Origin of the sequence: Laceyella sacchari, from assembly GCF_024927925.1 — a bacterium.
In the GTDB taxonomy this organism is placed as follows: Bacteria; Bacillota; Bacilli; order Thermoactinomycetales; family Thermoactinomycetaceae; genus Laceyella; species Laceyella sacchari.
In genome coordinates, this window is sequence record NZ_CP103866.1 from 2491745 (window position 1) to 2514852 (window position 23108).

Consider the following 23108-nt stretch of genomic DNA (forward strand, 5'->3'; position numbering starts at 1 on the left):
TACTGACGGAATCTATCATATGCCCCCGCGTTCAGGAAAACGGCTCCAAAGCCCATTCATATGGGGGACCGGTTGGCTCGCACCTCCCGCCAACTCTCTTATGCGGCCGCTCCTATACTACTCTCCTTTATCATCGCCGTTGTGCCAGTATGAAAATTTTCCCATTCGCATAGGATACTTAATGATATTCATTTTGCTTCAATATTGCCAAAAAGTCAAGCGAGCCCTTATTTACAAAGGGCCGGGAATGTGCTAGTTTTTTTCTAGAATCAGGAGGGACGGATATGGGACAAATTTTACCGATTCAACTCACAACCATCGCGCCGATCATTGGGTTCGCCATGGCTTCAACTTTTTTTATCATGCGGTTGAGAGCTTCCAAAAAGCCGACCTCAGCAAAAAAAATCATCATACCGCCCCTGGGGATGAGCACCGGTTTCCTGATGTTCGTGTTTCCAGAATGCCGCATCCCTCTCTCGTGGGCGATCCTGTCCTTTTTGGCAGGAGCCTTGTTCTTCTCGTTGCCACTCATCAAAACATCCGCATTTGAAATTAAAGGGGACGACATCTACCTGAAGCAGTCTCGCGCCTTCGTCGTCATTTTGAGCGGATTGTTTGTGGTGCGCCTCGCCTTGCACAACTACATCGAACATCATATCAGCATCTTCCAGACAGGCGGCGTTTTCTTCATTCTCGCCTTTGGCATGTTGTTGCCGTGGCGCGTCGCCATGCTGTTCCAATATAAAAAGATCAAAGAACAGCTTGGGCAGAAAAACGTCCCCTCGCCCACAGCCTGACAAGGTAAGCCCTCCTTCTTCGGGGGGCCCATTTTTTTTGCAAGACGCCATAATGTCGCGGGACGCGTTTTCCATTAAAGCTTGCTTATGACTCTTGTTTCCACTCCTCCTCAGACACGACGTTAATCCCGTGGCGCTTAAGCAATGCCGCTGTCACTCCTTGTCCTGCTTTCTTCACGCCTTGAAAGGTGCCGTCATATACGATGCAATTGCCGCATGAGGGGCTTTTCTCTTTCAAGATTGCCTCCTCCACCCCCAGCATTTGGGCTACGCGTAACGCCTCATAAGCTCCCCGCACAAACGCTTCGGTCACATCTTCTCCGTCCACGGTGACCACTTTTGCCTTTCCATCCAACACATCATGCCCATCACCACCAACGATTTCCGCTGGTTTGCGTGGAGTGGACAACCCGCCGAGCTGCTCAGGACAGACGGGCACCGCCTCCCCCCGCTTAATGAGTTCCTGAATCTGCTCCACCCGATTGTGCTTGCCATCATACCGGCAATGGATACCGGCAAAACAAGCACTCACCAATTTTCTCTTCATCGTATCCCTTCCCTTGTCTTCCATATAACTCCATTTGTTTATCCATCACGCCCTAATGTACCCCTTCTTCACATCCTTATCAACATCCCTTCCGGACCGGAAATCAAACGCACTAGCAAGAAATTTCCGAACTCAAATAAAAGCCTACTCTAAGTGTTTTAAACTTGATAAAATAGGAAAGTGATCGATATCTCAATTTTTTCCGCTTTGTAACCGTTTACTGGAGGAGAGTGTTTCTACGTGTCTGAAAAAGCGATTGTGGTGGGTGGAGGTTTGGCCGGCTTAAGCGCCGCCGCTCGGCTCGCACACAATGGATACGATGTGACCTTGTTGGAAAAAGCGCCCAAATTGGGTGGCCGGGCGATTACCATTCCGTTGAAAGGATTTAATTTCAACTTTGGAGCGCATGCCATTTACGCCCGCGACAAGTCCATTTTGCGCAAATTTGAACATGAAATTGGATTGAATGTCGATTGGAAAGATTTTTCCCCATCCAAAGCCTTTTATGACATGGGATCGTATACAACGCCGATGCCGGCAACATTGGAAGGGCTTTACCGTACCAAAGTGCTGGATTCACAAAACAAATTGCGGTTTGCTTATGAAGTGTTCAAAACAATGTCCTCCATCAATCGCGGGGAAGAAGGCATCCCTATTGGTGAGTATTTACAAAAAGAAACGCCACAAGTCCGCGATTTGCTTTTGACCATCGCTTCATCCAACTTTTTCACCAATGAACCGGAACGCATTCCTTCGACGTTGTTTTTCGATTACTACCGGCGCCTGTTCGCGACCCAACGGGCCGTTTCTTACATCGGCGGCGGTTGGCAAGCGATCGTGCAGGCTTTCGCCGACATCATCGAAAAAAACGGCGGACGCATCATCACCAAAGAAAAAGTGAGCCGGATCGACTTGGACGGCAAGGAAATCACAGCCATCTACGGCAAAGAAGACACGGTGTACACCGCAGATCATTATCTATTCTGCATACCGCCCAAAGAATGTAGCCAATTGTTTGCGGAAACGCCTTTGCAAAAGTATTTCGAAGAATATGTTCGTTACTCCCCCACCAGTGTGGTCGTGTACGACGTCGGCCTTTCCGAACGGATTTCCAGCCCGTTTACTTACATTTATCAAAAAGCGCAAAAGGTATTCATCACAGACATTTCATACTATGACACGACCTGTGTACCTGAGGGCGGACAATTGATGCAAGCTGTCGCCTATCTGAATGATGAGGAGATCGCCCAAAACAAAGCCGATGAGAAAGTAGCCATCATCGAATCCATTTATGACAAGCACTTCCCCGGCTGGCGCGACCGTCTTGTAGCTAAACGCGTGTCCAAAAAAGCGACGGTACAGGAAATCAAATGCATTGATGACCAACGGCTGATGCCGGTCAAATTCCACAGCCTGGCCAACGCTTATTTTGCAGGTGACTGGTGTCAAGGAAAAGGGCAACTGTCCGAGCTTTCCTTCACCTCCGCTTATGAAGCCACCCGCCGTATCATGAAACACCCTGTTGAAGAAGAACAGGATTGATTCGTAAAAAGCCCGGCTTGCAAATAGCGAGCCGGGCTTTTTGTATTTAACATCAACTTAATAACATGACCACACAGGTGCCGATCAATGTCATCACCAAGGTCACGGATGCAAACACAGTGGAAAATAACTTTTTTTCTTCAGCGTAAGTATGCAGTTGTTCCGGCGTCTTCCCATCCATCCGCTTAATGTGCGAGCGATGGTTTAAGTTGATAATCAAAAGTATGATCACCGGAACGACAATGAAATACCAAATCGGTATCCCTTCGCGAAATGGGGCCCCTCCTTCGCGGATGAAGGCCTGTACAAAGAAAAACAAACTACAGGCCGTTTGCAACAAAGCAGTGGAGAACTGATAATTCCCCCAGCTTTCCCCCAGCTTCTCATGTTCATATTGTGACAATTCTCCCATGCCGGGGAGCGCTCGCAACAAGGGGTTGCTTTCTTTAAACACCCAGATGCTGACAGGCGTCACCAAAAAGAGCAACCCCACCACTAAGAAAAACTGCGGGGCGGTGACATTGAACGCCAGCAACAGTCCCAACAAAAGTAACACGGCAACAAGCAGTCCGTTGAGATACAGCCATTGCCGTTTGCGCAAAGCTTGTCGTTGTTGGTCTTGCATCATTGATTGCTCCTTTCAAGCGGACATATGCAATCGGAACAGCAATCGTTCGACAGCCAATTCCTTGTCCACTTTTCCCGATTTGATCTCCTGGTCAGCCGCAATGGCCATCGCTAGCAAAGAACGCAACTGCTTTTCACTGAAAGCCCTCGCTTGGCGCGAAGCCAATTTCACCGGATAGGGGTGCACTTTCAGCTGTTGCGCCATCTCACGTTCACTCATCCCTTTTCCCGCCAACGTCTTCACTTGAAACATCAGGCGGAATTGACGAATGACCAGCGCCAAGATTCGCACGGGTTCTTCTTTCTGGAACAGCAAATCATGCCAGATATGAAAGGCGTCTTCCAACTTTCGTTCCGCGATTTTCTCTGTCAGTTTGAACACATCCTGCTCCAACGTGCGCGGAACCAATTCCGATACGATCTTTGGGGTGACGACTCCGTTCTCACCCACAAACGTGGCCAATTTCTCGCATTCTTGATGCAAGAGGTGCAAATCATTTCCCACCAAGACAAGCAGTTCTTTCAGCGCATCGGCGTCGATCCGCACCTGTCGCTCGCGCAACTGGCGCACAACCCATTCCGCAGCCTCTTTGCCTTTGAGCGAGTCAAATTGCGCCGTACGCGCGCCGGCCAACAATTCCTTCACTACCTTCTTACGCTTGTCCAAATGGTCACCGTGCAGGGTGAGCACCACCACGCTGGTTTCCAACGGATTTTTTAAATAATGGATCAGTGCGTCCGAATCATGGGAGACACCGCTTTTTCCTTTGCTGGCGGTTAAAAACTGCGCGTTTTTGCCCACGATAAAGCGGCGTTCACCAAAAAAAGGAAGCGTCTCCGCCTCCTGAACCAACATCTGAATCGGCGTTTCTTCCAAATCCAATGTAACCGCATTACCAAACTCATCTTTCTCGGGCATCACATGCGCACGCAACCCCGACAGCGCTTCTTCAATTAAAAAGCGCTCGGTGCCATAAAGAAAGTAAACTGGGTGAATCTTGTTCTGCTTCAGCTCCCGTAAAAGCTCCTGGTTCACTGACTTCACCTCTTCACCCTAGTTTACCTTTTCGCCCCGCTCGACATCAATAGTGAGCTGTTTGGAAGCCCCTTTTTCATCCTGATAAGAGACTTTGACGCGTCGGGCGGAAATCCATTGCATGCGCGGCTTTTTCCCGCCGACGAACAGCTTTTGCGAATAGGTGGTTTTCGAATCCTTGGTTTTGACCAAAAGGTGGTTGTCGGTCCAGATCGCTTGATATTCACGATCCGGAGAAAACGCAATATGGGACTGTCCGTCTTTTTCACTGCTCATGGTGATAAGTACATCAGGCGAAACTTTGCTAGCATTTTTTCGATCGAAGGGACTGCCGTCGCGCGAAGTCATCGTTTGTTTCGGCGGATCGCTCATCAACCACCCATTCACCCACACACCGCTCACAAATCCCACGACAAACAGAGCCGCCATGCCGACAGCCACTCGTCGAGACGGACGCCAGCGCGCCATCCAGCCGGATGGATTCGGACGGGACTCGGACGGTTTGTCCTCCATTTCCGCCAAGAGCGAATCAACCATACTAGTCGGCGGCATCACTTGCGGCAATCGGGACAGCTCATCGGACAAGGAGCGAAACCCTTCATAAATGCGTGCATCTTCAGGCGAGCGGGCCAGATGCTTCTCCAACATCTCCTTTTCCACTTGCGTCAAATCACCATCAAGGTCGCGTTGCATCCATTCAATCCATTTTTCACGATCCATGGGTGGTGGCCCCTCCTTCCTTATAAGCCGCCAGCCATTGTTTCAACTGCTTGCGTGCCCGAAACAAGTGCGATTTGACCGTATTGATCGGCATCCCCATCGCTTCAGCGATCTCTTGGTAATTGTACTCCTGAATATACCGCAACACGACCGCCGTTTGTTGCGTTTCCGGCAGGCGGGAAATAGCCTGCTTCAGATCAGTCATCATTGCGCCGCCTTCCACTTCGCGGACGGCCTTAACATCTTCACGCCAAAAATCTTCCCGCATTAACACCACCTTCTTCCTTTTACGAAACATATCCATACAGACATTGGTCACAATCCGTTGCGCCCAAGTGTGGATCATGGCATCCCCTTTGTATGTCGGCAAATGCTTATACACCTTTAACAAGGCTTCCTGTGTTGCATCCAGAGCATCTTGCTCATTGTTTAACAAATAATACGCTGTGCGGTACATTGCGACTTCCAATTGCTTCAACACTTGGACGACAGCTTGCCTGTCTCCCTGTTGCGCGCGCCGGATCAAATCAGAGTCGAGCAACAAAACCCCTCCTACCATTTAGACTTTCTCGTTCAGATCGATGTTGCAACCAGTGTACCATAAATTTGCCAGATCCCTTTTGAAAAAAGTTTGCCTTTTTGTTATTCCAACGCGCTATCCGTCATTTTGTAAAAAGGGAGCAATCCGTAGCCGACCCGTTTGCACCTCCACTTGGATCGCTCCTTGAAGGTCTGTCCGCCAAATATGTATCCGTTCTTTCTGCAAGCGGCGGATCACTTCTGGAGCGGGATGCCCGTAGCGGTTTCGCCTACCGGCAGAAATGACTGCATGCTCCGGCTTAAGCGCTTCCAACCACTTGGATTGCGTACCTGATCGACTGCCATGGTGAGCCACTTTCAACAGATGAATATCGGGCAGGCTCACTTGGCGCAGCAACTGGTCTTCTGTCGGACTTCCCGCATCTCCGGTGAAAAGAAACCGCACCCCTTCTACCGTCAACAGAAAAACAAGCGAATCTTCATTTCTTTCATGACGTGTGCTGATTCCCGGATGGTAAAATTGCCAATTCACGCCTTCCCCAAGCCTTTCCCATCGCTGCAAACGCGGTACCTGCACAGGAATGCCCCTGCGACGGATCGCTGTCATCACTTCGCGCTCCATGGGAGATTGGATGGGGGAGGGATTGCGCACCACCCGCTTGACCGGTATGCGCTCCACAATGGCCTTCACCCCGCCGATGTGATCTAAGTCGCCGTGGGTCATCACCAATGTATCAATCTGGTTGATGCCTCGGAATTTAAGAAAAGGAACCACTACTCTCCTGCCGGCATCAAAGGAAGCCTCCCTATCCCGCACATCGCGCCCGCCGCCGTCAATTACAATCACCTGACCTGATTTCGCTTCAACCACCGCACAATCTCCTTGACCCACATCCAGAAATGTGATGCGCGTCGTATCGCTCCCTATTTTTATGCTTGCGGCGATAAAGAGCAAGCCGATCCAGCAAATCCACCCATAGACGCGATGCGCGCCGCTATAATTGCGAAATGCCCCACACCATGCAGCAAAAAGATACCAACTCGCCAATGCGTATGCCATCAGCCACCAACCCGGCGGGGTTTGCCACAAGCGATGCAATGGGGTCAACTGCGCCAGCATGCCAACGCCCCCATCCACGATATACAGGCAAAGCGTAACCATCTCGGCCAACGCACGGGCGCCCGTTTCCCAAACTGCCGCCAACAACACCGAAACCATCCCCAAGGGCGTCACCACTAAGCTGACAATGGGCACAAACAATAGATTGGCGACACCCGACAGAAGCGAATATTCATGAAAATGAACCAGTGCAAACGGCAACGAAACCCCTTGAGCAATCAGCATTCCCGCTAATGCTTGTCGCGCCCAAGCCCATGGAAGAGGAAGGGCATCACCCAGACTCCCCGTCCCAATGACCAATGCAGCGGTGATGGCATAGGTCAATTGAAAACCTGCTTCTTCCAATACATGCGGATTCCAGCCACATTGGAGCAAAAATGAAAGGGCCAAGAAAGATAGCACATCTTGCTGGCGACGCAAAAGGGTAGCGAGCAAAACCATTCCAGCTGTCAAAGCCGCCCGGATCACAGGGGCGCCCATACCGGTCAGGATAACGTATAACGGAAGCAGAGCCATGACTGTGCCTGCCGCTTTTTCCCGGGTCATGCCAAGCCGCTTCAATCCCCAATATCCGACTGCGAGCAACACACTGACATGCAAACCAGAAATGGACAAGACATGGATGATGCCAAGGGTAGCGTAATCCTGTTCAATCCGTTCGGGAACCGCTTTTCTCTCGCCCAGCAAAATGCCCCGCATCACACCGCTTGTCTGCTCCGGATAAATTCGTTTCACGGTTTCACTTGCCCAGTTCCGCACTCCGCCCATCCAATACAAGGGGTGGTATTTGCTAACGGCCAACAGACGGAATTTGGACAGCGACTTTCCTTCAGCCAACCAGTGAATGCCGCGCCGTGCCAAGTACTCCCTGTAATCAAAGGCCCCCGGATTGCGCGGCAAGGGCGGACGTTGAAAAGTGAGTGGCATCGCTACCGTCTGCTGGGGTTTGATCTGCAAAGCTCTCCGCCACTGGCTGGGATCGGACAAAGTTAGCGTGACTTGCACCGGTTCCCGTTGCAGCAAATGTCGCCACTTCCCACCCACGCGCAACCGCTCCACATCGAGCACAAACATGAGGCGATCTCCATCACGTTCAGGCAGGGAGGTGACTTTGCCTACCACCGGCAAGGATCGGGAGGACTCAGCGGATGCCCCGATCAGTGGCGAAAGTGCCGACACCGCATGCCCCTCCACCCATGCGATCCGCCCTCCTGCCACGCACACGCCTACCAATAGCAAGGTGATAAAAACCCCTTTCCGCCATTGGTAATACGCCCATCCGCCACCCAGCAGTGCGACCGGCGCGGCGAGCAGGTAGACTGTGGCGGGGAGTCGACACCATCCATGTACGAAGTAGCCGAGCACCCACGCCAAACTTAACACCACCAAAGGCCGTTTCATTCTCCCACCTCCTTTTCGCCCAGTTCTTTCTTCCCGCGCCACGCTCATTCCCTTCTTTTTCCAACAGATTTCAACAAAAAAACACCCATGTCGCACATGAGTGTTCTCTTGCCGGCAATGCGGCTTTTTCCTTCGCACGATCTGAAGCTTTACACTTTCGGCAACGTAATACCCGTTTGGCCTTGGTATTTTCCTTGTTTATGCCCATAAGAAACTTCGCACGCTTCATCGCTTTCCAAGAACAGGATTTGGCACAATCCTTCATTGGAATATATTTTCGCCGGCAGGGGAGTCGTGTTGGAGATCTCCAATGTCACATATCCCTCCCAGCCCGGTTCCAACGGGGTGACGTTGGTGATAATGCCGCAACGCGCGTAGGTGGATTTGCCAACGCAAATTGCCAGCACGTTTTCGGGAATGCGGAAATACTCCACCGACCGGGCCAAAGCAAACGAGTTCGGCGGAATAATACATACCTCTCCTTGAAAGTCCACGAAGGAATCGGAACTGATTTCTTTGGGATCAATCACCGAATTTAACGCATTGTGGAAAATCTTGTACTCATTCGCCACCCTGAGGTCATATCCGTAACTGGACAAGCCGAAGCTGACGGCCTCCCCCTTTCCCACATTGCGATCGATAAATGGTTCGATCATCTTCCGTTCTCTCGCCATCATCCGTATCCATTTATCCGATTTGATTGTCATTTTGGATAACTCCTTCTCTGCTGGATCGTTCTTTATTATTGTACATAAATTAGGCGAAAAGAAAAGCGCCCCCTGTGTTAGGAGGCATTAGACTGCGGTCGAGGGCATGTGTGGGTAAAAACAGTGAACCTTTCCCCAGAAGCGACTTGTCACGCATGAATATTTAGTTCCTGCGTGTGCTATCTCCCCACGGCTACCGACACGCTAAAAGACATTGCTTGTGCCAGGTCTTCAATCAGATCGTCGGCGCTTTCCAGACCGACCGACAACCGCAACAGTCCATCCGTAATCCCATGTTTTAACCGGACTTCCGGTGGCATGGAGGCATGGGACATCAGCGCCGGATAAGACAAAATCGATTCTACCGCACCTAGGCTGACCGCCACGATCGGCAATTTGACGCGTTGTAAAAATTGGCGCACCTTATCTCCATCGCCAAGATCAAAGGAGAGGACAGCCCCGTGCCCACTGGCTTGCGCGTCCTGTACAAAGTGGCCTTCATGCGACGGCAGGCCGGTATAATACACCCGCTCCACATCGGGATGCTGTTGCAGCCACAAGGCCACTTTTTCCGCACTTCTTGTCGACAGTTCCATTCTCGCCTTCAACGTTTTGATCCCTCTCATCACCAGCCAAGCATCATGAGCGCCTAGCACTGCGCCAAATGCGTTTTGCAGTTGCGCTAATGACTCCGCCAATTCTCGGTCTTTGACTGCAACCAATCCAGCGATCACATCACTGTGGCCCCCGATGAATTTGGTCGCGCTGTGGATGACAATATCGGCGCCCAATTCCAATGGGCGCTGATAATACGGGGTGAGGAAGGTATTGTCCACAATCGTGAGGAGACCATGCGCTTGGGCGATGTTGACGACTCCCCGAAGATCGGTCACTTTCAACAGCGGGTTGGACGGCGTCTCAATATACAGCGCTCTGGTGTTAGGCTTGATCGCTTGCATCACCTGTTCCAAATCCGTCGTGTCCACGAAACTCGTCTCAATTCCCATCCGCTCAAATACGTTGGTCAACACGCGATAGGTGCCACCATATACATCCTGAGAAACCACCAGATGATCTCCACGTGAGAAAAGGAGAAATACGGTGGAAATCGCCGCCATCCCGGAAGCAAACGCAAATCCCCTACACCCGCCTTCCAGATGGGCGATCGTCGCTTCCAACGCCTGACGGGTCGGATTTCCCGAACGGGCGTAATCAAATTCTCCTGGTTGGTCGATTGAAAATTGGTGAAACGTGGAAGCTTGGTAGATCGGAATGCTCGACGCACCCGTAACTGAACAGATCTCATTCCCATTGTGCAACAACTTTGTGTCAAACCTCATCTCATCCTCATCCCTTTCTTTAACTTACCGCACTCGTTTGGCTGTGTGTAAAAGCTCCCGCAGCGGAACCGGATTTCGTGCTTACTCTTGCGGTAAGGCTTGTGCCAAATCGGCAATCAAGTCCTCTTGATGTTCAATCCCCACTGACAAGCGCAACAAGCGGTCACAGACACCTGTTTGCTCCCTGATTTCCACCGGAATGTCGGCATGGGTTTGCGTGGCCGGATAGGTAATCAAGCTTTCCACGCCCCCCAGGCTTTCCGCAAAAGTAATAATCTTCAAATTGTTGAGAACCGGATGCACCCACTCTTTGCGCTTCAAGCGGAATGACAACATCCCGCCGAACCCGTCCGCCTGCTCAGTGAGCAAGGTTTTGCTTCGAGAGTCCAGCGCGGGGTAATATACTGCGTCAACGGCCGGATGGCGCTCTAAATAAGCAGCAATCGCTTGGGCGTTGGCCTCATGTTGCCTCATGCGGAGCGCCAAGGTTTTCATCCCTCTGATCAACAACCAACAATCCAATGGAGATAACACCGCGCCAATCGCTTTCTGCAAAAAGGCGACCCGTTCCGTCAGTTCCTCACCCTTGGTCACGATCAACCCGGCCAACACGTCATTGTGCCCACCCAGGTATTTGGTGGCGCTGTGAATAACGATATCCGCTCCCAACGTAAGGGGTCGATGTAAAAAAGGCGTCATAAACGTATTGTCCACGATGGTGATCAGTCCTCGTTCCTTAGCCAGCCGGCAGACCGCGGCAACATCTGTCACACTCATCAACGGATTGGTGGGCGACTCGATGAAGATCGCTTTGGTATTAGGCTGAATGAACCGCTCAATATCCGCCAAGTTCCGCATATCCACATAAGAAAAGGAACAACCGTACCGTGTCATCACCTTCTCAAACAGCCGGTACGTTCCACCGTACAGATCCAACGAAACGATCAAGTGATCCCCCTGGCTAAACAAACCCATCAACGTGTGGATCGCTGCCATTCCCGAACTGCACGCAAATCCGCCGTCCCCCTCTTCCAATCGGGCGATACTTTCCTCTAGCACGTCTCGCGTCGGATTGGAAGCCCGTGAATAATCATATCCAGTGCTCACTCCGTCAACATGCTCATATGCCGTCGAAAAGTAGACCGGATAGTTCACTGCTCCTGTATTCCGTTCCTGTTTGTTCCCGATTTGCGCCAACGCTGTTTCCATTCTCATCGGTGTGTCCTCTCCTTTGATGCGGAAATTTGGCAAACAAAAAACCCCTTCTCGACAAGAGAAGAGGTTTGCGCGCGCGGACGGACCGTCTCCTCTTATCTCTCAGAACTTTTTGTTCTGCAGGATTTGGCACCTTCCGGTGATACCATCTCACCGAGGTTGCCGGGCTTCATCGGGCCAGTCCCTCCGCCGCTCTTGATAAGAGAAACAATATGAATGTTTATTACGTTTGCATATTTAATGATAAGGTGATTATACCCACTCCTTTTTTATCCGTCAAGTCTGTTATTTATGCGCAACAGTGAAATAGTATACATTTCATTGATTTCGCGCACTTTATTACCTAAAATGATGTTAATTGGGTAAATTACAAGGGAGGTTCATCATCCATGTCCAAAAACCAAGCAGTGATTGAACTCACGGATAAATACGGAGCGAAAAACTACCATCCCCTGCCAATCGTCATCTCCAAAGCAGAAGGCGTGTGGGTGGAAGACGCCGATGGCAATCGTTACATGGATATGTTAAGTGCTTACTCTGCGCTCAACCATGGTCACCGTCATCCGCGACTCATCCAAGCGTTGAAGGATCAAGCAGACAAAGTGACGCTTACTTCCCGCGCCTTCCATAACGACCAATTGGGCACGTTTTATGAGAAAGTCGCTGAGCTGACCGGCAAAGAAATGGTTCTGCCCATGAACACGGGTGCGGAAGCTGTTGAGACGGCTATCAAAGCAGCTCGGCGCTGGGCTTACGATGTGAAAAAAGTAGCCGACAACCAAGCAGAAATCATCGTTTGTGAAGATAACTTCCATGGCCGCACCATCACCGCTGTTTCGCTGTCTTCCAACGAAGAATACCAACGTGGATTCGGTCCGCTCACACCCGGCTTTAAAGTGATCCCTTATGGCGATTTGGAAGCGCTTAAAGCGGCTATCACCCCAAACACGGCTGCCTTCATGTTGGAGCCGATCCAAGGGGAAGCGGGAGTCATCGTTCCACCGGAGGGCTTCCTGCGCCAAGCCTTGGAAATCTGTAAAGAACACAATGTCCTCTTCATCGCCGATGAAGTACAAACCGGTTTCGGGCGGACAGGCCAGCTCTTCGCCTGCGATTGGGAAGGCGTGAAGCCGGACATGTACATTATGGGTAAAGCATTGGGCGGCGGAGTTATGCCGATTTCCGCAGTCGCTGCTGACAGAGAAATCTTGGGCGTCTTCGATCCGGGTTCGCACGGCTCCACTTTCGGCGGCAACCCACTCGCTTGTGCTGTGTCCATCGCCGCCCTCGATGTTCTGGTGGAAGATGATCTCACCACCCGTTCTCGTGAGTTGGGTGAATACTTCATCACCGAATTGAAGAAAATCGAAAACCCGATTATCAAAGAAGTACGCGGCAAGGGCCTCTTCATCGGCATGGAACTGTATGAGAAAGCACGTCCATACTGTGAAGCACTGATGAAAGAAGGGTTGCTCTGCAAAGAAACCCACGACAACACCATCCGGTTTGCGCCTCCGCTCACCATCACGAAAGAAGAGTTGGATCTCGCGCTGGAAAAAGTGCGCAAAATCATGTCCAAATAAGCGCGTTACTTATTAAGCGATCCAGTTTGTCTGGATCGCTTTTTCCTTTAATGCACTGTGATCTGTTCGCGAAATTTCTCCACTGTCTTCGCACCGATGCCGGGCACCTGCGCGATGTCTTCCACCGATTGGAACGGCCCGTGTTCTTCGCGGTAGCGGACGATAGCTTCCGCTTTACTGGGACCGATTCCGTTTAGCTTGTCCAACTCTTCTACCGTCGCGGTGTTCACATTGATCTTCCCGCTGGCATCTGCGGAGTTTGCCATCGCCATTTCCATAAACGGTGTCCCCTGCTCCCCTTGTTTAGGAATGTATAACACCATCCCATCCCGGAGCGGCTCAGCTAAATTTACCCGTCCCAGATCAGCCTCGTCTCGCGCCCCACCAGCGCGCTCCAGCGCCTCATACACTCTCGCCTCCGTATTAAAATGATAAATGCCTGGCTTATGCACTGCTCCTTTCACATCGATGATGATCGCATTCTTACTCACTTGCTTGCTCATGTTCGCCGCAGGTCTTTCGGTCACGGGCGGATTGCCCTGAACAGGGTATTCCATCCATTCCTGCCTGTCAGGACGCTCTTCCTGTCCAAACAGCCAGACTGCCCCCACCGTCAACACAACCCCCGCCAACGCAATCGCCAAGCCCTTCTCCCTCGGTGTCCAACCCCAGTAAACCATCGCCTTCACGCTCCGACATTTTTTTCCAATTACCCACACTATACCTGTTTCTCTCCATTTGCACAATAGGGCTGATACCCCACTGTGTGCTGCCAGAACGACAAAAGACTCCGCCCCCATATACCGGGAACGGAGCCTCTTATTTGGCTACATCCGCCTTAATTTGCTACGATATTTACCAGTTTACCAGGCACCACAATCACTTTGCGTACCGTTTTTCCCTCGATCAACGCTTGGATGCGCTCGGTTTCCAACGCCTGCTTTTCTACTTCCTCTCGGCTGGCATCGGTTGCAACGACTAACTTGTCCCGCACCTTGCCATTGATCTGCACAGCGATTTCCACCTCGTCCAGCACCAAGGCCCGTTCATCGTAGGTGGGCCAGTTTACGCGGTGCACGCTGCCTTCTTTCCCCATCGACTGCCACAGTTCTTCTGTCACGTGCGGTACGAACGGAGCCAGCAAGACCACCAGTGTTTCCAGCGCTTCCTTCAGCACTGCGCGGTCAGCATGCTCGGGATAGGCATACAGCCCATTGACCAATTCCATGATCGCACTGATCGCAGTATTGAAATGGCTACGCTCCCCGATCTCGCTAGTCACTTTTTTGATGGTTTGATGCATCAGGCGGCGCAGTTCTTTTGCTTCGCCGCTTTGCGGTTCGCCCTGCACAGGGATATCTTGCGCAAACAGCGCTTCATGCTGGGCGATCAGCCGCCACACGCGGTTGATGAACCGATAGCTGCCTTCCACACCGGAATCGCTCCATTCCAAATCGCGATCAGGCGGAGCCGCGAACAGGATGAAGAGCCGAGCCGTGTCCGCACCGTATTTCTCGATGATTTCCAGAGGGCTCACCACATTGCCTTTGGATTTAGACATTTTGAATCCGTCTTTCAACACCATGCCTTGTGTCAACAAGCTTTTGAACGGTTCGTCCACTGGCACCAAGCCCGCATCGTAGAGAACCTTGGTGAAGAAGCGGGAGTAGAGCAAGTGCAATACCGCATGTTCAATACCACCGATGTACTCATCCACCGGCAACCATTTGGCCGCGTTTTCCGGCGTAAATGGCTCATCTTCATTTTGCGCGTCCGTGTAACGCATGAAATACCAGGAAGAATCGATAAACGTATCCATCGTATCTGTTTCACGGCGCGCTTTGTTGCCGCAACGAGGACACGTCGTCTGCACAAAAGTGTCCGAAGTGGTCAGCGGGTTGCGCTTTCCATCAAACACCACATCTTCCGGCAACATAACCGGCAATTGCTCTTTGGGCACCGGCACCGCTCCGCACGAGTCACAGTAAATCATCGGAATGGGCGTGCCCCAATACCGTTGACGGGAGATGAGCCAATCACGCAAACGGTATGTCGTCGTCCAACCGCCTTGCTTCCGCTCTTCCAGGAACTTGGCGATCTCCTTCACCGCTTGGCGGTTAGGCATCCCGTCAAAGTCTCCTGAACCGGTCAGTACCCCGTCTTCGGTATACGCTTCCGTCAACGGCTCTGGCAACGGTTCCCCTTCTGCTGGTTGAATCACCGCTTTGATGGGCAATCCGTATTTGGACGCAAATTGGAAATCGCGCTCATCATGCGCAGGCACTCCCATCACGGCGCCCGTGCCGTAATCCATCAGGACATAATTGGCCACCCAGATCGGTACTTTTTCTCCCGTAAGCGGATGCTTGGCGTATGCACCAGTAAACAAGCCCACTTTTTCTGCCTCGGTGGAAGTGCGCTCGATCTCAGATTGTTTTTTCATCTGTTCGATGAAAGCGAGCACATCTGCTTCCGTTTCTTTGCCTTTCACCAAACGAGGCACCAAGGGATGTTCAGGCGCCACCACCATGTAAGTCACCCCAAACAGGGTGTCAGGCCGGGTGGTGAAGACGGTCACCGGCTCATCGTCACATTCGGGCACCGTAAATGTGACATGCGCTCCCTCACTCTTGCCGATCCAATTGCGCTGCATCGCCCGCACCTTGTCAGGCCAGTCCGGCAGGCGGTCCAACCCTTCCAGCAGACGTTCCGCATAGTCAGTGATGCGTAAGAACCATTGTTCCAACTCTTTTTTGGTCACTTCTGAATCACAACGCCAGCATTTGCCGTCTTCCACCTGTTCATTGGCCAATACCGTGTTGCAGTCGGGGCACCAATTGACGAAGGCCTTCTTGCGGTAAGCCAATCCCCGCTCATAGAACAGCAAAAACAGCCATTGGGTAAACTTATAATACTCAGGCAAACAAGTACCAATATAACGGTCCCAGTCATAGGAAGCACCGATCAGCGCTTGCTCTTTGCGAATGCGCTCCATGTTGGACAAGGTCCACTCTCTGGGATTGATGCCGCGATTGATCGCCGCATTTTCCGCAGGCAAGCCGAACGCGTCCGCCCCCATCGGATGCAAGACGCGGTAGCCGTTCATGCGCCGGAACCGGGCCACCACATCACCGATGGAATAAACCCGCATATGCCCCATATGCAATCCTTCACCGGAAGGGTAAGGAAATTGCTCCAATGCGTAATACTTGGGTTTGCTCTCATCTTCATCCGTTTGATGCAGGCGCGCTTCCTGCCACGCCTGTTGCCATTTGCGCTCAATTTCTTTTGGCGTATACTCTCTCATGACCTGTACGCTCCTGTCCTAAAAAAGTTAAAAACCTCCCGCCCCTAGTCTCAGCTAGGGACGAGAGGTTGAATAACCAATTCCCGCGGTACCACCCTAATTAGCACCAAATCAAGTACTCACTCAAAATCCGGTAACGGGGATGAATCGCTGAAGGGTACTAAAAGTTCGTTCCCCTCCAGGGCGATAAGGCGAGTTCGTCCACTGCCTCAGATTGACTTGCACCAACCGTCAACTCTCTGTGCTGAGCCAAGCGGAGTACTACTCCTTATCATAGCTGTGAAATCATATGTTTTTCATCATTATATGCAAAGGGGAAAATCAGTGTCAACGCTTTATTGCACTTTCACTTGCTGAGCGTCGCCCCACAGTCGTTCCAAACCGTAAAATTCACGCTCATCTTTGTGGAAAACATGCACAACCACATCCCCGAGGTCAATAAGAACCCAGCGAGCATCCTGATATCCTTCGATTCCTTTGAGTGGTAGGTTGAGTTCGACGATCTTCTCTTTGATGCCGGTCACAATCGCTTGTACCTGCGTTTGGGAATTCCCGTGGCAGATGACGAAATAATCGGCAAATCCCGATATCCCGCGAATGTCAAGAACCGTCACATCTTGAGCTTTTTTCTCCTCGGCAGCGGTGGCCGCCAATTGTGCGATTTCCACTACGTTCAAAAAAATTCCTCCCTTGATTCCGTTTGCATTTGCGCCACTTGGTCCAACAACCAGTTGCGGGCCAACAGCGTTGGTGGGTACACTTTTTGCTTCCTCTGAATCAAGAATTGGATCGTGTTTTCCAGCGCTTTTAGCAATGCTTGATCCAAGTTTGTTTCCGCCAGCAACCGCACTTCGTCCAATCCCGGAAATTGGCGCGCCGGTTCAATATAGTCGGCTAGCCAAATCACTTTTTCGAGCTGGGACATGCCCTCGCGCCCCGACGTGTGGTACTGGATTGCATGAAGCACATCGGGATCGGTTATGCCAAATTGATCGCGGGCTACGATGGCAGCGACCGGACCATGCCACAATTCTTTGTTGTATTGGAGCAGATCCTTCGGCAAATCCGATTGCCGAATCCGTTCGGCCAGCTCGGTGTCGGGCCAGAACTTACAATAATCATGCAGAATGCTTGCGACGGTTACGGGATGAGGGTTCATGCCCAGCCGGTCTGCCAGCTGCAGAGCGGTATCTTTCACCCTGAGGGTGTGTTCCCACCGTGAGATCGGCATCTGTTCTTTTGTAGCTTGCAATAAAATCTCAAGATCCATACAACCCATGCTCCTTCATATACTGGTAAACGGCATCCGGAACAAGGTAACGCGCTGATTTCCCTTGACTGAGACGCTGGCGGATCATGGTGGAGGAAATGTTCGTCAGCGTCGGGTCCGGTATCCAATGAAGGCGATTTTTCACGTAAACAGGCAAGCTTTCCACCTCCACGCCCGGCCTTCCCAAACCAATGACTTGGACAGATTGCAGGATTTCCTTTATTTTATACCAATTGGGCAAATCTTTCACCATGTCCGCCCCGACCAAGAGGTAAAACTGGGCATCTGGATGTGCTTCCGACAACATCCGCACCGTGTCATGCGTATAGGAAGGACCTTTCCGCTCCAGTTCCATTGTAGACAGTTGAAAGCAAGGATGGTGTTGGATCGCCAAACGAACCATGTTGACCCTGTGGTTACTGGCCGAGATCCGTTTGTCCAATTTGTGCGGCGGTTCCGCCGCGGGGATAAACCAAACCTGATCCAATGCGGCAACCTCGCGCGCCTGTTCCGCCAAGATGAGATGACCCAGATGAATTGGGTCGAAGGTCCCGCCAAATATCCCTACTCTCATGATGATTCACTCTTTCTGTTCCCTTTTTCCCGCCAAGGAGGCTTCCAACACCTTGCGCATAACTTCGACTGGCGCCTTTTTCCCGAGCCACAACTCCAACGCCAAGGCTGCTTGATGCAAGAGCATGCCTTCACCGGTATGGATGATTGCGCCTTTGGCCTTGGCCGCTTGCAACAGGGCCGTCATGCGCGGATGGTAGACAAGATCGCTCACCAAATGATGGGCATTGAGCCATTCACCCGGAATCGGCATCTCCTCCGTCCGCGGCACCATCCCCACCGACGTGGTGTTAATGATCAACGTGGCAGCTTCAATCTCTTTCCGGCTATCATTTACGGCTACGGCTTTTGTCTGGGTATAGCGGGACAAGTGGTGCGCCAACTCCTCCGCCTTAGCCACTGTTCGATTGGCAACGGTAATCGAAGAAACGCCAGCCGCCGCCAGTGCATAACCGACAGCCCGTGCCGCTCCGCCCGCTCCCAAGAGAACCACCCGTTGCTCGGCCGGTTCAAACGAGATCTGTTCCTGCAAGGAGCGAAGATAGCCAGCTCCGTCGGTGTTATAACCGATCCACTTGCCTTCCCGTTTCACCACGGTATTAACCGCACCAATCTCCCGCGCCGTATCATCCAATCCGTCCAAATGTTCCATGATCGCCACTTTGTGCGGAATGGTAACATTCCATCCCTTCACATCCAGCGCCCGCAATCCCCTCACTGCCTCCTCCAGCGCAGATGGGGAAACCCGAAACGCCAAGTACACATAAGGAGCATTCAGTTCGGCCAATGCCGCATTCATCATAACCGGCGATTTGGAATGACTCACCGGATCACCGAGTAAACCGAGCAACCCTGTATGGCTGTCAATGAACCCCATTCCTCTTCCCCCTTGAGAGATGCGATCTCTTTATGCTTGCCCGACAGCCCGCGTCAGATCAATGCCGGACGTGTCGTCACCTGAATTCCTTCCGGCGCCCACACTTCCAGCGTAGCTTTTTCCTTGCCGCACGCGACCCAACCCAGTCCGGAAATTACGATATCCTGCTTTTGGCGGCCGTTTAAATGGATCGTATGTTTCTTCCATCCGGGCAACGCCTCCGAATTGCGGGGCGGCGTCAGCAAGCCACCGCGATGCTTCCGCCAAATGTCATCGGCTTGTGCCAATTTTGTCCGATGAACGTACAGCCGGTTGGATAAATAACAGACAAACGGTTGCTTTGGCCCGCGCACAAAGTCAAACCGGGCAAATCCCCCAAAGAACAGCGTCTGCTCCTCGTTCAGCTGATAAACTTTTGGTTTGAGCGTCGATTGAGGCACGACCAACTTCAGCTCTTTGGGCTCGACCCACTCGCTCACGCGGTCTTTGCGGACGATCCCCGGCGTGTCGATTATTTCTTTTCCATCATCCAGCGGAATGCGAATGGCGTCCAATGTCGTGCCGGGGTAAGGTGAGGTGGTAATCACGTCCTCCCCCTCTTCGGTAACCTCTTTGATCAGGCCATTGATGAACGTAGATTTTCCTACGTTGGTTGTACCGACTATGTACACATCCCGCCCACGGCGATGATACTCAATCGCTTGGGCAGCATCGCGCATTTTCATACCCTTGGCAGCACTGCACATGACGACTTCTACAGGATGAACCCCCATGTCTCGTGCAGACTGGTACACCCATTCCCGCAAACGTCCCCATTTGGTCGAAGGGGGAAACAAGTCCACCTTGTTAGCAACCAGCAATAACGGATTATTCCCAATGCGGCGATGCAGTCCCGGAATCCAACTCCCGGCAAAGTCAAACAAATCGACCACCAACACCACCAAGCTATCCGTCGATGCAATCGCATCCAACAACCGATAATATGCATCAGGATCTTGTTCCACCGCTTCAATCTGCCCATAATGCCGGATGCGGAAACACCGCTGGCACAACACCGACTCCCGATTGAGCGCCTGTGCCGGGGCATAACCGACCCGTTTGGGGTCTTCGCTCTGAATAGCGACGCCACATCCTTCGCAACGAATCTCATGCATGTCGTTCAATCGTCTTTCCACCTTGCTTTCTACGTTGATTCACCTTTATTGGAACGCTCCCACTGCACATGACCTTTCCGCTTTAGCAAGCTAAACACGAAGCGCTCCATACGACGATTAATTCTCGTGAAGAACCCATCGATGTTTGAAACCGGCGCAACGAGGATGGTATACAAACCCATGCGGTTGCCGCCGAACACATCGGTTAACAACTGGTCCCCGATCACCACCGTCTCCTCCCGTTTGGTTCCCATCCGCTCCAGCGCCTTTCGGAAAGCGGACAACAAAGGCTTTTTCGCCGCATGGATGTACGGAAGCCCCAACGGATCAGCGAAATGGGCCACACGTGTCCGATTGTTGTTGGACACAATCATCACCTTAAAACCCATAGATCGCAACTCATCTAGCCAGGTGACTAACCGCGGGGTGGCGTCAGGTCGCGTCGATTCGACCAATGTGTTGTCCAAGTCGACAATGATTCCCCTGACACCTCTCCGTTTTAATTCCTCATAATCAATGACGTATATCGACTGTGCAAACAGATCAGGTACCATGAATTTTAGCACATCTCACACCGTCCACCTTGAGACTTGTCGGCAATAAATATATCACAGCGCAACCAAGGGTTGCAAAAAACAAAAAGACCGGACATCGCCGATCTGATTAAGACGTGTCTGATGAATAGGCCAGCAGCTCGAAAACCATTTTCTCATCCGCTTCCCACGTGGTGAGGCGTTGCTCAAGAAAAGGGGGTTCCTCTGCTTATTCCCTGCCAACTTGATTTGCCAGACACATCCCAGAAGCATCCACACATGTCGACGCAGTGGTGATTCATCAGGTTCACTGTTACGAAGATTGTCCCTCCTCCGCTTCCATCCGCTCTTTTTCGGCGAGAACCGCCAGAAACAAGTCCGCGTCAGACAAGTACTGGAACCAAGCGATCACTTCTTCCGCTTCCGTCTCTATCACATTGTATCCTTTATCTTCAAGCATTTCTCCAACTCGTTCCAATCGGTATGTTGCCATGTATCCATTCCTCCAACTCCATTGTCTCCCTCTTATTTTGCTGGTTATGAATACAGGATGCAAGCGGTTCTTCCCATTCTCATCAAGCATTCACATAAATCAGAAACAAAACGCTTGTCTTCGTCCCAGTTGCATCCAGATCATTGACAAGACAAATGCCGTCCTGCCAACTAAAAAACCAGCAAACAACATGTTCGCTGGTTTTACACGCTGGCTCCTTTGCCAATTTAGCCTTTTTCACATTGCGTACTCTGTTTATTTCTTTTGATAAGATACCAGACGCCAAACGCCAAAGCGACCACGCCTGCCAAAATGTAACCAAATTTCTCCATGAGATCAAGAAAATGCTGAACCGTGTCCAAATTCCCCTTTCGCCCGACAAACAGCAAAACGGTGTTCCATGGAAAAACCCCCAGATAACTAAACACGATAAAGCGCCACAGTGAAATGCGGCTCATGCCCGAAATATAAGAAATATAGTTACCAAACCCGGTTGGGCGGGACAGGGTGATGCTCCATTCCCCGTATTTTTTGAACCACATTTGCGCTTTTTCAATCTTTTTCTGGTCAAATTTCTTTTTGGAAAACTTCTCAATCCGGGTGCCAAGATAAAAAGGAATTAAACTGAACGCAACGTATACAACACTATTGATAGCGGAGATCAGGACGAGGGTCCATGGGCTAACATCCATCAGGTAACCGTAGATCAGAACGAAAAGAGCTCCTGGAAAGGGCAACGACGACGCTTCAATCGCCGTGGCCACAAATAGCCCCCACATTCCACATTTAGCCAAAAAATCCAAAGCAATTTGTAGCATAAGTCCACTCCCTGCTGTCTTGTTAGCCTGCCTGCAAAACGTTTACACGCGCATTTATATTCATGATCGCACAAAATTTCATTTTTAGGGAATCTAGAATCAGTATATCACATCGGGTACCTCCCGGTGCATCTCCCAACAATTGGCGTGTCCCGCACACTTCTGGAATCATCCCCACATCTTCCGTTCTGTCTATTCTTTCACAATCATGTGTGTTACCAACGAGCATGATTGTTTATCACCGCACAACCCATTTCATGATCTCACCATTTTATTTTAGCAGGTCATAAGAGCAGGTGATAGTGAACAACCCTTGACACGTTTCGACCAGCAACAGCGAATAAGCCGTTGTCGTTGGCCATGTAGACTACGTCAACTCTTGACGCAGACGCTCACGCACCTCCATCAAAATGATGCCCAATCGATTTTTTCCCGTCCCATCACTGCCGACGCCCCAATACATATCCGTGGTCGTCAACTCCACGATCTTCTCTTCACCCGTCGCCAACAACACATCACGAATTTCCGGATGGCTTTTAAACTTGGCATAAACCGCACGCCGCATCACATCGTCTTTCACCGACTCCCAATCTGACCGTAAAGGCGCTTTTCGGGAACGCCCCCATTGTGCCGCCTTCATAGGTGACGGCGCCAACCGGATCTTCTCTGCATAATCTGGCGCCGTCGTCACAAACTTTTGCGCCTGAAAATAGTGCTCGGTAGTTGGCCATTCTTTCCCATCCAGCACAATCGGATGTGGGGAAAAATTGGAGAAACAACCATATGGTTCGTTCACGCGATAAAATGAGATCGCCACAGCCGCGCCCCCCTTACAACTAGTGTTTTGCAAATCAAAAAGAGGAGGCGAACGGAGCATCCTGCTCTGCCAAGCTTGCCTCCTCCTGACG

At 51.3% G+C, this 23108-nt stretch carries 23 protein-coding genes, 1 riboswitch and 2 other annotated features (1 of these 26 cut by a window edge); of the genes, 3 read left to right on the forward strand and 20 right to left on the reverse strand.

Annotation, left to right across the window (positions count from 1 at the left end):
* Window positions 1-143: a binding site (T-box leader), on the reverse strand (it extends 102 nt beyond the left edge of the window).
* A gap of 141 nt (window positions 144-284) precedes the next feature.
* Window positions 285-797, forward strand: a complete 513-nt coding sequence (locus NYR52_RS12100; RefSeq protein WP_259435719.1) for a CcdC family protein — start codon at window positions 285-287, stop codon at window positions 795-797.
* Between the two features lie 85 nt (window positions 798-882).
* On the opposite strand, the gene NYR52_RS12105 is transcribed toward NYR52_RS12100, so the two are convergent.
* Complete coding sequence (locus NYR52_RS12105) at window positions 883-1344, reverse strand: 2-thiouracil desulfurase family protein (RefSeq protein WP_132222571.1); 462 nt, start codon at window positions 1342-1344, stop codon at window positions 883-885.
* Between the two features lie 240 nt (window positions 1345-1584).
* Between NYR52_RS12105 and NYR52_RS12110 the strand changes: the two genes are divergently transcribed.
* Window positions 1585-2886, forward strand: coding sequence for a phytoene desaturase family protein (locus NYR52_RS12110; RefSeq protein WP_132222573.1), 1302 nt, complete (start codon window positions 1585-1587; stop codon window positions 2884-2886).
* A 52-nt stretch (window positions 2887-2938) separates the two neighbouring features.
* Here the strand turns inward: NYR52_RS12110 and NYR52_RS12115 are convergent, their stop codons facing one another.
* The 8 genes from NYR52_RS12115 to NYR52_RS12150 form a co-directional block, all read right to left on the reverse strand.
* A complete protein-coding gene (locus NYR52_RS12115; protein ID WP_259435720.1) occupies window positions 2939-3514 on the reverse strand; it encodes a hypothetical protein in 576 nt (191 codons plus the stop codon).
* Between the two features lie 12 nt (window positions 3515-3526).
* Window positions 3527-4549 (reverse strand): DNA polymerase III subunit delta, encoded by a 1023-nt coding sequence (gene holA / locus NYR52_RS12120; RefSeq protein WP_158283360.1) that lies wholly within the window; start codon window positions 4547-4549, stop codon window positions 3527-3529.
* 18 nt (window positions 4550-4567) lie between these two features.
* On the reverse strand, window positions 4568-5269 hold the full coding sequence (locus tag NYR52_RS12125) for an anti-sigma factor family protein (protein ID WP_259435721.1): 702 nt from the start codon (window positions 5267-5269) through the stop codon (window positions 4568-4570).
* On the reverse strand, window positions 5259-5810 hold the full coding sequence (locus NYR52_RS12130; protein ID WP_022736691.1) for an RNA polymerase sigma factor: 552 nt from the start codon (window positions 5808-5810) through the stop codon (window positions 5259-5261). Before NYR52_RS12130 ends, NYR52_RS12125 begins: the two co-directional genes overlap by 11 nt.
* A 114-nt stretch (window positions 5811-5924) precedes the next feature.
* Window positions 5925-8330 carry a DNA internalization-related competence protein ComEC/Rec2 gene (locus NYR52_RS12135; protein WP_259435722.1) on the reverse strand — a complete coding sequence of 802 codons (2406 nt, stop codon included), beginning with the start codon at window positions 8328-8330 and terminating at the stop codon, window positions 5925-5927.
* Window positions 8331-8479: 149 nt separating this feature from the next.
* Window positions 8480-9037 carry a dCTP deaminase gene (gene dcd, locus NYR52_RS12140; protein WP_132222583.1) on the reverse strand — a complete coding sequence of 186 codons (558 nt, stop codon included), beginning with the start codon at window positions 9035-9037 and terminating at the stop codon, window positions 8480-8482.
* Between the two features lie 179 nt (window positions 9038-9216).
* The gene (locus NYR52_RS12145) at window positions 9217-10377 is read right to left on the reverse strand and encodes an aminotransferase class I/II-fold pyridoxal phosphate-dependent enzyme (protein WP_259435723.1); all 1161 of its coding nucleotides are present in this window, start codon (window positions 10375-10377) and stop codon (window positions 9217-9219) included.
* 81 nt (window positions 10378-10458) lie between these two features.
* Window positions 10459-11592 (reverse strand): aminotransferase class I/II-fold pyridoxal phosphate-dependent enzyme, encoded by a 1134-nt coding sequence (locus tag NYR52_RS12150; protein WP_259435724.1) that lies wholly within the window; start codon window positions 11590-11592, stop codon window positions 10459-10461.
* A 92-nt stretch (window positions 11593-11684) separates the two neighbouring features.
* Window positions 11685-11797: riboswitch (SAM riboswitch) on the reverse strand.
* A 184-nt stretch (window positions 11798-11981) separates the two neighbouring features.
* Between NYR52_RS12150 and NYR52_RS12155 the strand changes: the two genes are divergently transcribed.
* Window positions 11982-13175: an ornithine--oxo-acid transaminase gene (locus NYR52_RS12155; RefSeq protein WP_154987205.1), complete on the forward strand. Its 1194-nt coding sequence runs from the start codon at window positions 11982-11984 to the stop codon at window positions 13173-13175.
* A gap of 47 nt (window positions 13176-13222) precedes the next feature.
* On the opposite strand, the gene NYR52_RS12160 is transcribed toward NYR52_RS12155, so the two are convergent.
* From NYR52_RS12160 to ybiA, 11 genes are all read right to left on the reverse strand, one after another.
* Window positions 13223-13855 (reverse strand): helix-hairpin-helix domain-containing protein, encoded by a 633-nt coding sequence (locus NYR52_RS12160; RefSeq protein WP_259435725.1) that lies wholly within the window; start codon window positions 13853-13855, stop codon window positions 13223-13225.
* 158 nt (window positions 13856-14013) lie between these two features.
* Window positions 14014-16482: a leucine--tRNA ligase gene (leuS, locus tag NYR52_RS12165; RefSeq protein ID WP_259435726.1), complete on the reverse strand. Its 2469-nt coding sequence runs from the start codon at window positions 16480-16482 to the stop codon at window positions 14014-14016.
* A gap of 53 nt (window positions 16483-16535) precedes the next feature.
* Window positions 16536-16766, reverse strand: a binding site (T-box leader).
* Between the two features lie 51 nt (window positions 16767-16817).
* Window positions 16818-17159 (reverse strand): ribosome silencing factor, encoded by a 342-nt coding sequence (gene rsfS / locus NYR52_RS12170; RefSeq protein WP_022736699.1) that lies wholly within the window; start codon window positions 17157-17159, stop codon window positions 16818-16820.
* Entirely contained in the window at window positions 17156-17752 is a 597-nt protein-coding gene (yqeK, locus tag NYR52_RS12175; RefSeq protein WP_259435727.1) for a bis(5'-nucleosyl)-tetraphosphatase (symmetrical) YqeK, read from the reverse strand. Before yqeK ends, rsfS begins: the two co-directional genes overlap by 4 nt.
* A complete protein-coding gene (locus NYR52_RS12180; RefSeq protein WP_022736701.1) occupies window positions 17742-18326 on the reverse strand; it encodes a nicotinate-nucleotide adenylyltransferase in 585 nt (194 codons plus the stop codon). The genes yqeK and NYR52_RS12180 overlap by 11 nt, the downstream gene beginning before the upstream one ends.
* Window positions 18327-18332: 6 nt before the next feature.
* The gene (locus NYR52_RS12185) at window positions 18333-19202 is read right to left on the reverse strand and encodes a shikimate dehydrogenase (protein WP_259435728.1); all 870 of its coding nucleotides are present in this window, start codon (window positions 19200-19202) and stop codon (window positions 18333-18335) included.
* Window positions 19203-19255: 53 nt separating this feature from the next.
* Entirely contained in the window at window positions 19256-20356 is a 1101-nt protein-coding gene (yqeH, locus tag NYR52_RS12190) for a ribosome biogenesis GTPase YqeH (protein ID WP_211341935.1), read from the reverse strand.
* Window positions 20357-20385: 29 nt separating this feature from the next.
* Window positions 20386-20910 (reverse strand): YqeG family HAD IIIA-type phosphatase, encoded by a 525-nt coding sequence (locus NYR52_RS12195; protein WP_132223010.1) that lies wholly within the window; start codon window positions 20908-20910, stop codon window positions 20386-20388.
* 292 nt (window positions 20911-21202) lie between these two features.
* The gene (locus tag NYR52_RS12200) at window positions 21203-21382 is read right to left on the reverse strand and encodes a hypothetical protein (protein ID WP_022736705.1); all 180 of its coding nucleotides are present in this window, start codon (window positions 21380-21382) and stop codon (window positions 21203-21205) included.
* A gap of 227 nt (window positions 21383-21609) precedes the next feature.
* Complete coding sequence (locus NYR52_RS12205; protein ID WP_132222599.1) at window positions 21610-22200, reverse strand: DedA family protein; 591 nt, start codon at window positions 22198-22200, stop codon at window positions 21610-21612.
* Between the two features lie 367 nt (window positions 22201-22567).
* Window positions 22568-23017: a riboflavin biosynthesis intermediates N-glycosidase gene (gene ybiA / locus NYR52_RS12210; RefSeq protein ID WP_259435729.1), complete on the reverse strand. Its 450-nt coding sequence runs from the start codon at window positions 23015-23017 to the stop codon at window positions 22568-22570.
* Window positions 23018-23108 lie beyond the last annotated feature (91 nt).